The 9,450-nt window shown below is 73.2% G+C and carries 9 protein-coding genes; 7 read left to right on the top strand and 2 right to left on the bottom strand.

The window, feature by feature from the left end; genetic code table 11:
• On the bottom strand, positions 1-825 hold an 825-nt coding region (locus AADR41_RS28485), incomplete at its 3' end, for a serine/threonine-protein kinase (protein WP_342284270.1).
• Positions 826-1,069: 244 nt separating this feature from the next.
• Between AADR41_RS28485 and AADR41_RS28480 the strand changes: the two genes are divergently transcribed.
• Positions 1,070-1,243 (top strand): hypothetical protein, encoded by a 174-nt coding sequence (locus AADR41_RS28480; protein ID WP_342284269.1) that lies wholly within the window; start codon positions 1,070-1,072, stop codon positions 1,241-1,243.
• Positions 1,244-1,284: 41 nt separating this feature from the next.
• Here AADR41_RS28480 and AADR41_RS28475 read toward each other — a convergent pair whose 3' ends face one another.
• Positions 1,285-1,770, bottom strand: coding sequence for an Lrp/AsnC family transcriptional regulator (locus AADR41_RS28475; RefSeq protein WP_342284268.1), 486 nt, complete (start codon positions 1,768-1,770; stop codon positions 1,285-1,287).
• A gap of 231 nt (positions 1,771-2,001) precedes the next feature.
• Between AADR41_RS28475 and AADR41_RS28470 the strand changes: the two genes are divergently transcribed.
• The 6 genes from AADR41_RS28470 to AADR41_RS28445 all read left to right on the top strand — a co-directional run bounded on the left by AADR41_RS28470 (position 2,002) and on the right by AADR41_RS28445 (position 9,439).
• The gene (locus AADR41_RS28470) at positions 2,002-2,979 is read left to right on the top strand and encodes an alpha/beta hydrolase (RefSeq protein ID WP_342284267.1); all 978 of its coding nucleotides are present in this window, start codon (positions 2,002-2,004) and stop codon (positions 2,977-2,979) included.
• Positions 2,972-4,201, top strand: coding sequence for an acyltransferase family protein (locus AADR41_RS28465; RefSeq protein ID WP_342284266.1), 1,230 nt, complete (start codon positions 2,972-2,974; stop codon positions 4,199-4,201). The genes AADR41_RS28470 and AADR41_RS28465 overlap by 8 nt, the downstream gene beginning before the upstream one ends.
• Positions 4,202-4,226: 25 nt before the next feature.
• On the top strand, positions 4,227-5,561 hold the full coding sequence (locus AADR41_RS28460; protein ID WP_342284265.1) for a sensor histidine kinase: 1,335 nt from the start codon (positions 4,227-4,229) through the stop codon (positions 5,559-5,561).
• Positions 5,558-6,229: a response regulator transcription factor gene (locus tag AADR41_RS28455; RefSeq protein ID WP_342284264.1), complete on the top strand. Its 672-nt coding sequence runs from the start codon at positions 5,558-5,560 to the stop codon at positions 6,227-6,229. The genes AADR41_RS28460 and AADR41_RS28455 overlap by 4 nt, the downstream gene beginning before the upstream one ends.
• Positions 6,230-6,541: 312 nt before the next feature.
• On the top strand, positions 6,542-7,696 hold the full coding sequence (locus AADR41_RS28450) for a glycosyltransferase family 4 protein (RefSeq protein ID WP_342284263.1): 1,155 nt from the start codon (positions 6,542-6,544) through the stop codon (positions 7,694-7,696).
• A 237-nt stretch (positions 7,697-7,933) separates the two neighbouring features.
• Positions 7,934-9,439, top strand: a complete 1,506-nt coding sequence (locus AADR41_RS28445; RefSeq protein WP_342284262.1) for an FUSC family protein — start codon at positions 7,934-7,936, stop codon at positions 9,437-9,439.
• Positions 9,440-9,450 lie beyond the last annotated feature (11 nt).

The following is a 9,450-nucleotide window of genomic DNA, read 5'->3' as shown; positions in this document are numbered from 1 at the left end:
GATGTGCGGAACGCCGGGGGCCGCAGGGGGAGGGGGCGGAGCGTACATCGGCAGCGGCTCCGACTGCCCCCGCCAGGCCTCGCTCTGGAACCACTCGGCGACCTGCTGGGCGCTCGGCCGGTCCTCGGGCTGCTTCGCGAGCAGCCCCAGCAGATAGGAGTCGAAGGCCGGGGACAGATCGACGCCTCGCTGACGGAGCGGCACCGGCGCCGTGTCGACATGTTGATAGAGCGTGGCGGTCGCCGTGTCCGAACGGAACGGCGGATCGCCCAGCAGGAGTTGGTAGATCACACAGCCGAGGGAGTACATGTCGGACGCCGCGCCGGCCGTACGGCCGAGTGCGCGCTCCGGGGCGAGATACAGGCTGGTGCCGACGATCTGTCCCGTGGTGGTCAGCGCGGCGGAGGGGTCGTCGACGAACTGGGCGATACCGAAGTCACCGATCTTGACCGACCCTTCGGCGTCCAGCATCAGATTCCCGGGCTTGATGTCCCGGTGCACGATGCCCTGACGGTGGGCGGCGGCCAGCCCCGCGGCCGCCTGACCGGCGATCCGGGCGACCTGTCCGGCACCCAGCCGCTCCTCGGCGGCGAGCAGATCGCCCAGGCTCCTGCCCTCGACGAGCTCCATCACGAGGTAGAAGCGGTCCTCCCAGGCCCCGAAGTCGAACACCGCCACCAGATGGGGGTGGCTCAGCCGGGCCGCGGTCTGCGCCTCCAGCCGGAACCGGGCGGTGGCCGACTCGTCCGCGCGGTCGCCGAGCAGCAACTTCACGGCGACCGCCCTGCCGAGGACCTCGTCCGAGGCACGCCACACCTCACCCATGCCGCCACGGCCGATGGGGGAAACCAACCGGTACCGACCAGCTACCAGCACTGTGCACCAATCTCGAATTGTGGGCCGCTTCTGCTGCCACGGCGGCGACCCGACGGGGTCGGGGCGAGGTGGGGGGCGCGCGGCAAGATCAGGATATCGGGCCGCCGGACCGCGCCGACCCGTGGAGCGGTTCCGTCCGCTCCGGACGGCCGGAGGGCCGGGTGTCCGGAGCCCGGAGCGGCCTGTTCACCAGGTGTCCACGAACGGTCGGCGACCACCGGGCGTGATGACCGGTGCCGCGTCGTCCGGTGCCCACCCGTCCGGCGCGGAGAGGATCCGGGCACGGGAGTCCGCCGGGCCGATCACCGCGTCGATCCCCGTCGGGAAGACGGATCTCGCCGAGCGGGCCCGGGCCGTGACGCCGTGACGCCGTGAACGGACAGCCGGACACGGCCCGCCCCGCGCCGGTCAGTTCCGGCCGCCGGCCGCCGTGCGGCCGACCGATTCGACCAGCGGCAGCAGCCGGTGCGGCACCCGCTCCCGCAGCGCCACCTCGGTACGCGTCCTGACCACCCCGGGCAGCTGGATCAGCCGCTGGATCACATCCTCCAGGTGCCCGTTGTCCCGGGCCACCACCCGCGCCAGCAGATCCCCGCCGCCGGTCGTCGAGAACGCCTCGACGATCTCCGGCACGGCGGCGAGCGCCTCGCCCACCTCGTCGAGATGACCCTGGGTGACTTCGAGATGGACGAAGGCCAGCACCGGGTGACCCAGGGCGGCGGGGGACAGGACCGGCCCTGTGCCGGTGATCACACCGTCCCGCTCCAGCCGGTCGAGCCGGGCCTGGAGGGTGCCCCGGGCGACGGAGAGGATGCGCGCGTACTCACGGACGCTGGTACGGGGCTGCTCGATGAGCAACCGGAGGATACGGGTGTCGAGGGCGTCCACCGCCATGGTCCACCGGCCTCCTTCTGGTACGACGATCCGGGCTGCGACTGTACCAACGGCACAGCCGCTCTCCCCCTGTCGCGGAGAGCCACCCCGCCCCGGCCGACGTGTCATACCTGTAGTCCCTGAGAGCTACGTGACAGGTTCACACCCCGGTGGGACGCCGACTACGGGGCGTTGTTCATAGCTTCGGTACCCGAGCACCACAGCCACCAGGTACGGAAGGAACAACCCGCCATGCCGTCCCATCCGCGCAGCTCCCGACTGCGCCGAGGCCTGCTCGCCGCACTGGTGGCCGCCTCGGTGGCCGTCCCCGTCTCGGGCGCGGCCCGCCCGGCTGCCGTACCGGCACCCGCCCCGTCCGTCCACGGCCCGCTGCGCACCGCCGGGCCCGAGGCCCTGGCCGAGCGGTACGCCGCGACGCGGGCCGACATCGGCGCGGCCGAACGGGCGGCGGCCGGCCACGGCGACCGCAAGCGGGCCGCCGCGCTGCACGAACTGGCCGCCCCCGGGCGCCGCTTCCTCACCTTCGACGGCCGGGACGGCGGCCGCTCCGTCGAGGTCGTCGGCGACCTGGCCCACGCGGAACGCATCGCCGTGCTGGTCCCCGGCGCCGGCATCGACATCGACCACTACTGGCGGCTGCGCAACGGCGCCCACGCCCTGCGCGAGGAACTGGGCGGGCGCTCGGCGGTGGTCGCCTGGCTCGGATACCGCACGCCGACGACGGTGAGCCCCACCTCGATCACCTCGGCCCGCGCCATCGAGGCGGCCCCCGAACTGGCGCGATTCGGCAGGGAGCTGACGCGTCTGAGGCCCACCGCCCGGACCACCCTGCTCTGCCACTCCTACGGATCCGTCGTCTGCGCGCGGGCCGCGCACGGACTGCGCGTCTGCGACATCGTCCTGTACGGCAGCCCGGGCACCGGCTACCGGAACGCCGCCGCCCTGCACACCCCGGCCACCGTCTGGGCGGGCCGCGGCAGCGGCGACTGGATCGCCGACGTACCGCACACCGAACTCCGGCTGCCCTTCGCCGACATCGGGTTCGGCGCGGACCCGGTCTCGCCCGGTTTCGGTGCCAGGACGTTCGCGGCGGGCTCCGGCGGTCACAGCGACTACCTGAAGTCCGGTTCCGAACCGCTGAGGAACATGGCCCGGATCGTGGCGGGGACGGCCGGATCCGCGGAGCCCGCGGGAGAGCGCCGTGGGTGACTTCGCCCGGCGGATCGAATCCGCCACCCCCGCCGACCGCGACCGGGCCGTCGACGCACTGCGCGCCCTCGCCATCCTCGGCGTCGTCCTCGGCCACTGGCTGGTCACCGCACTCGTCGTCGACAGCGGCACCATGCACGGGGCGAGCCCGCTCCGTCATCTGCCCGGACTCGCACCGGTCTCCTGGCTGCTCCAGACCCTCGCGGTCTTCTTCCTGGTCGGCGGACTCGTGGGCGCGAGGAGCCATGCCGGCGCCCGCGCCGGGGGAGAGAGTTACGGCCGGTGGCTCCGCGCCCGGATGAGCCGACTGCTGCGCCCGCCGGCCGTGGTGCTGGTCGTATGGACCGTGGCGGCCTGCGTGATGCTCGCCTCCGGCGTGGACCAGGACACCGTGCGCGCACTGTGCAAGCTGGTGTGGTCCCCGCTCTGGTTCCTCGTGGTCTTCGCGGCGCTGACGGCGGCGACCCCGCTGGTGGCGAAGCTCCATCCGCTGTGGCCGTTCGCCGTGGTACTCGTCGTCGACCTCTACCGGTTCGGACTGGACGCGCCCGGCGACCTCGCCGCCATCAACGTGGCGGCCGGCTGGCTGGTGCCGTACTGCCTGGGCGCGGCCTGGTCCCGGGGCGAGCTGCGGAGCCGCCGGACCGGCTGGACACTGCTGCTCGGCGGCGCCGCGGCCACTGCCGCACTCGTCCTGTGGGCCGGATACCCAGCGGCCATGGTCGGCGTCCCCGGCGTGGCCGTGTCCAATCTCGACCCGCCGACCCTCGCCGTGGTCACCTTCGGCCTCGCGCAGTGCGGGGCGGCACTGTTGCTGACCGGCCCGCTGCGCCGGGCGCTGCGACGCCCCGCGCTCTGGGCGGTGGTGGCGACACTGAACCTCTCGGCGATGACGGTGTTCCTGTGGCACCAGACGGCGATGATCGCGGTCACCGCGACCGGCCTGTGGGTGGGCGGGACGCTGCCGGGTCTGCACACCCTGCCCGACGAACCCGGCTGGGTGGCGGCCCGGCTGGCCTGGCTGCCGGCGTTCGCGGCGGCGCTGCTGATCTGCCGGCTGGCGTTCCGCGGTTACGAACGGCAGCGGCCGGCACGGACGAGGAGCCTGGTCGTCCGCGCGGGACGCCCCGCCCCGCCGGTGGCGGCGCGACGTGTACCGGGCCCGTCCCGGGACCTCCCGTCCGGACGGGCCGGCCACGAACCGAACGAAGGGGCCGAATAAGGTGCGAGCTGTGAATCCGGGGGACATGACGAAGCGCACGGGGCAGGCCCTGCGGGCATGGCCCGGCACCCTGCGCAAGGACCTCCTGACACTGGCGGCCGACCCGAACGGGCAGGCGGGGCAGCCGCGCTGGCTGGAATGGCGGCCGGTGATCATGGTGCCGCTGGTGATGCTCGCGGTGTTGCTGCTCGTCGCCGGCACCAACACGTACGCCTTCGGCTTCGGGATGGGCGTCCAGCTCGGCATCCTGTTCGCGGGGATCCAGTCGGTGGCGTTCGTCGTCGCTCTGTACCGGCCGGTGCCGGCCTGGTGGGCGTCGATGGCCGGCACGGTGATGGTCACCCCGTTCGCCGCGAACGCCGGGCTGGGGGAGCCGTTCCCGTGGGAGGGCGCGTACCCGTGGAGCGGGACCGGGATCGCGACGCAGGCCGGGGTGCTGTTCCTGCTCGCGCTGCGGGTGCGTCCCCGGATCGCCGTCGAGACCCTGACGGTCACCCTGCTGCTGGGGCTCGCCTGCTGGGCGAGCATCCCGTGGCGCAACGTCCACGACATCCGCCTCGCGATCGTCGTTCTCGCCCTCACCGTGGTGGTGGGCGGTGCCCTGCGCGGCCTCGTGGTGGTGCGCACGAAGCTGGTCGTGCAGGAGGAGCTCACCGCCGAGGAACGTTCCAGGCGCACCCTGCTGGAGGAACGCAACCGCATCGCACGCGAGTTGCACGACGTGGTCGCCCACCACATGTCGGTCGTCTCCATCCAGGCGCAGGTCGTTCCGCACCTGGTCGAGAACCCGTCCGACGAGCTGCGGGAGAACGTCGAGGGAATCCGCCGCAACGCGGTCGACGCGCTGACCGAACTGCGCCGGGTGCTCGGCGTACTGCGCTCCGAGGACCCTCTGCCGCAGGCCGCACGGCACGCCCCGCAGCCCACGCTGGACCGGGTGGACGAACTGGTCGGCAACGCGCGCGGCGCCGGTGTCGAAGTCACCGCCGAGACCACCGGGGAGCCGCGCCCGCTGTCGCCGGGCGTCGAGCTGTCGGCGTTCCGCATCGTGCAGGAGGCACTCAGCAACGCGATGCGGCACGCACCGGGTGCCCGGGTGCGGGTGGAGATCCGCCACCGGGCCTCCGGGGTCACGGTACGGGTCACCAACACCGCGCCGGACCACCCCGCCCCGACCACCACGGGCATCGGCCACGGTCTGCTCGGCATGCGCGAGCGCACCGCGATGCTGGGCGGCGAACTCGCCACCGGGCCGACTCCCGACGGCGGCTACGAGGTCACTGCGATACTGCCCGCACCGCCCAGCGCGGAGCCCGCCGGTTCCGCCGCTCCCGCCGCCCCAGCCGAGGACTCCCGATGACGGCCATCCGCGTACTGATCGCCGACGACCAGATGATGGTCCGGCAGGGCTTCACGGTGCTGCTGAACGCCGAACCCGGCATCGAGGTCGTCGGCCAGGCGGTGGACGGTGCCGACGCCGTGGAGAAGGTGTCCGAACTCGCCCCGGACGTCGTCCTGATGGACATCCGCATGCCCCGGCTCGGCGGCATCGAGGCGACCCGCGTCATCACCGGGGCCGACGGACCAACGGTGAAGGTCCTCGTCCTGACCACCTTCGATCTCGACGAGTACGTCTACGAGGCGCTGCGCGCGGGCGCGTCCGGATTCCTCCTGAAGGACGCCTCCGCCGCCGAACTCGCCCATGCGGTAAGGGTGGTGGCGGAGGGCGAGGCGCTTCTGGCCCCCAACATCACCAAGCGGCTGATCGCCGAGTTCGCCCGGGTGAGCGCCGGTCCACGAGCTCCGCTCAAGGACCGTACCGGCGAGCTGACGGAACGTGAGACCGAGGTCCTCGCCCTGATCGCACAGGGTCTGTCCAACACCGAGATCGCCGCGCGTCTCGTGGTCGCCGAACAGACCGTGAAATCCCATGTGGGACGGATCCTGGCCAAGTTGGGTCTGCGCGACCGGACCCAGGCCGCCGTCCACGCCTTCGAAACGGGCCTGGTGCGTCCGTCCGGCTACTGACCCGGACCGCACAACACAACCGTCACAACACAACCGCAACGACACAACCGCCACAACCCGGCTCGCGCAACGCGACCCGCGCAACGCAGCACAACACAACGCAGCGCACACCCACGGCGTCCGTGCACGCCGTTCGCTCCGGCATGCCCGAACGACGGCAGGAGCGTCACGACCCAGGGGCGTACGACCCGGGACCACCGAGCGGCCATCGGCCGCCCGGTGGGTCGTCGCGCCACGCCACCCACGGCGACGAGCCGTCGGCCGCACACGGTCCGACCGATTCCGTCCACGACCGAAGGAACCGAAAAGCCCATGGGCTCCACCCTTGTCATCACCAATGACTTCCCGCCGCGTCAAGGCGGCATCGAGACCTTCGTGCACGCGATGGCCACCCGGGTGCCGGACGACGACGTGGTCGTCTACACCTCGCACGAGCCGGGCGACACCGCCTACGACGCGAACCTGCCGTTCCCCGTCGTGCGGGACACCGCCCGCACACTGCTGCCGACCGGCCGGGTCACCCGCAGGGCCGTCGAGATCGCCGAGGCCCACGGCTGCGACCGGGTCTGGTTCGGCGCCGCCGCTCCGCTGGCCCTGATGGCACCGGCCCTGCGGCGCGGCGGCGTGCGGCGCATCGTGGCGACCACCCACGGCCACGAGATCTGGTGGGCCAGGACCCCCGGTGCGCGCGGACTGATGCGCCGGATAGGCAATGGCGTCGACGTGGTCACGTATCTGGGCCAGTACACCCGCGCCCGGATCGAGCCCGCGCTCGGCCCCCGTGCCCGCATGAGCCGGCTGGTCCCCGGGGTCGACGCCGAGGTGTACCGGCCCCGGGCCGGCGCCGGTCCCGACCCGCTCACCGAACTCGCCCTGCACGGCAAGCGCGTCATCCTCTGTGTGGCCAGGCTCGTCCCCCGCAAGGGCCAGGACACGCTCATCCGGGCCCTGCCGCTGATCCGGAGCAAGGTGCCCGACGCCGAGCTGGTGGTGGTCGGCCGGGGGCCCGACGAGGCCAGGCTGCGCAAGCTGGCGGCGCGGCACGGCCGGGGTGCGGTCCACTTCGCGGGCGGCGTCTCGCACACCGACACCCCGCCCTACTACGCCGCGGCGGACGTCTTCGCGATGCCGTGCCGCACCCGGCGGGCCGGTCTGGAGGCGGAGGGGCTCGGGATCGTGTTCCTGGAGGCGGCGGCGAGCGGTCTGCCGGTGGTCGTCGGTGACTCGGGCGGTGCCCCGGACACCGTCCTCGACGGCAGGACCGGCCGGGTCGTGGACGGCACCGACCCCGCGGCCGTCGCCGAGGCGCTGACCGGGATACTTCTGGACCCCGACCGGGCGGCGATGGGTGCCGCGGGCCGTGAATGGGTCCGGGAGTCCTGGTCCTGGGACGTGTCGGCCCGCCGTCTGACGGACCTTCTGACCCCTGTCGAGGAGGCCACGGCGGTGCGGCCGGGCGAGGAGTAGCGATCCGCGCGGGGGCGGTGCGGTCACGGGCCGGGTTCCGGCGGGCCGCCGGTCCGTTGGCTTACTGATGGCGCACCGTCCCCGGAAATGTATGGGCCAATGGCCCAGTGGAGTCCGCGCGGGTTGAGCCAAGGGCCGCAGGGATGCTGTGATGTACCCGTCGATGGCGCTGCGGATCTCCGCGGCGCCTTTTTCATGCCGGTGTGCAGGACCGGTGCACGGAAGCGGGAGCGTTTGTTGCTGAAGAGGATGTTCGTCGCCCCGGATCCGGGCCGGCTGAGGCTGCGCAGCAGCGTCCGGGCCGTCCTCGGCATCGGACTCGCCGTCGCGGTGTGCGGCCTGGCCGGCCACTCCCTCGTCGCGGCCGTCACCGGCGGCCTCGCCGCGCTGCTGGCCCTGTTCACGGTGCTGGACACCACGGTGCGGGGACAGGCGATCACCACCGCCCTGCTGCCCGTCGCCGGATTCCCCGTGCTCGCCCTCGCCGCGGCTCTGCACGACCACCCGGTGGCCCGGGACGTGGCGTTCCTCGCGGTCATCGGCGCGGGTGTGTACGCGCGGCGGTGGGGGCCGCGCGGCCACTCGCTCGGCGTGTTCGCGTTCATGGCGTTCTTCACCACGCAGTTCCTCCATACATTGCCCGGTCAGCTGCCCGAGCTGTACTCCGCGGTGGCCCTCTCGCTGCTCGTCTCGTCGACCGTCCGCTTCGGGCTGTGGTGCTACGAGCGCCGGCAGCCCGCCGCCGTCGTGATCGCCCCGGTGACCGGCACCGGGATGGGCCGGGCGACCACCCGGCAGGCGGTCCAGGCGACCGCGGGCGCGGCCTTCGCGCTGACGGTGGGTCTCGTGCTCTCCGAACAGCGCTGGTACTGGGCGGTGGGCGCCACCTGGTGGGTCTTCGTGAACACCGCCTCGCGGGGCGAGACACTGGTCCGCGGCTTCCGCCGGATCCTGGGCACACTGGTCGGCGTCCCCATCGGCCTGGCCGTCGTCGTACCGCTGCACGGAGCGCCCGTGCCCACCGCGTTCGTCGTCGCGGCCGGAGTCTTCGGGATCTTCTACACCGCCGCGGTCTCCTACACCTGGATGGTCTTCTCGGTGACGGTGATGGCCGGGGCGCTGTACGGGCTCCTGGGTGTGCTGGATCCCGCCCTGCTCGTGCTGCGGCTGACGGAGACCGGCGCGGGCGCGCTCGGCGCGATGCTCGCGGTGCTGCTCGTGCTGCCGGTCACCACGCACGCCACCACCGACGCCTGGATACAGCGGGCCCTGCGCTGTGTGCACGCCTGCACCGCGGAGGCCGCCGCACGGCTCTCGGGATCCCCGACCGCCGACCCCGCACCCCGGATCGCCGAACTGGAGGCGCTGCTCGGCCGGGTACGGATGTCCCTGGCCCCGCTGGTCCACCCGCTCAGCCCGCTGCGCGCCCGCAAGGCCCGCGCCGGGCAGGTGCTCGCCCTGCTCGACGCATGCGCACGCGAGGTGCGCGGGCTGGCCTCCGTCGCGGCGGACCCGGAGGCGTCCCACGACGCCCGCCTCGCCGCCGCCTGCTGGCGGGTCGAGGCATCCGTGGAGGCGCTGACCGCCCCCGATCCGCGACTCCGGGCCGGCGTCCCGGGCATTCCGTCGCACGCGGTCGCGGCCGGGCCCGCGCTCGCCCATCTGCACGGCCTGGAGCGGGCGCTCGCCGACCTCGCCGCGCCACTGCACAGCGATCCGCGGGCACCCCTGATCGGTGTGTGACAACCGATCGG

It is taken from the genome of Streptomyces sp. CLV115 (assembly GCF_038448545.1).
Lineage (GTDB): Bacteria > Actinomycetota > Actinomycetes > Streptomycetales > Streptomycetaceae > Streptomyces > Streptomyces sanglieri.
The sequence above is the reverse complement of the archived record's forward strand: the minus strand, read 5'-3'. Positions and strand labels throughout refer to the sequence as shown.

What these genes read in the sequence shown, in the direction of transcription:
- AADR41_RS28475 (WP_342284268.1), bottom strand. Translation starts at nt 1,770, where the DNA reads ATGGCGGTGGACGCCCTCGACACCCGTATCCTCCGGTTGCTCATCGAG.
- AADR41_RS28470 (WP_342284267.1), top strand. Translation starts at nt 2,002, where the DNA reads ATGCCGTCCCATCCGCGCAGCTCCCGACTGCGCCGAGGCCTGCTCGCC.
- AADR41_RS28460 (WP_342284265.1), top strand. Translation starts at nt 4,227, where the DNA reads ATGACGAAGCGCACGGGGCAGGCCCTGCGGGCATGGCCCGGCACCCTG.
- AADR41_RS28455 (WP_342284264.1), top strand. Translation starts at nt 5,558, where the DNA reads ATGACGGCCATCCGCGTACTGATCGCCGACGACCAGATGATGGTCCGG.
- AADR41_RS28450 (WP_342284263.1), top strand. Translation starts at nt 6,542, where the DNA reads ATGGGCTCCACCCTTGTCATCACCAATGACTTCCCGCCGCGTCAAGGC.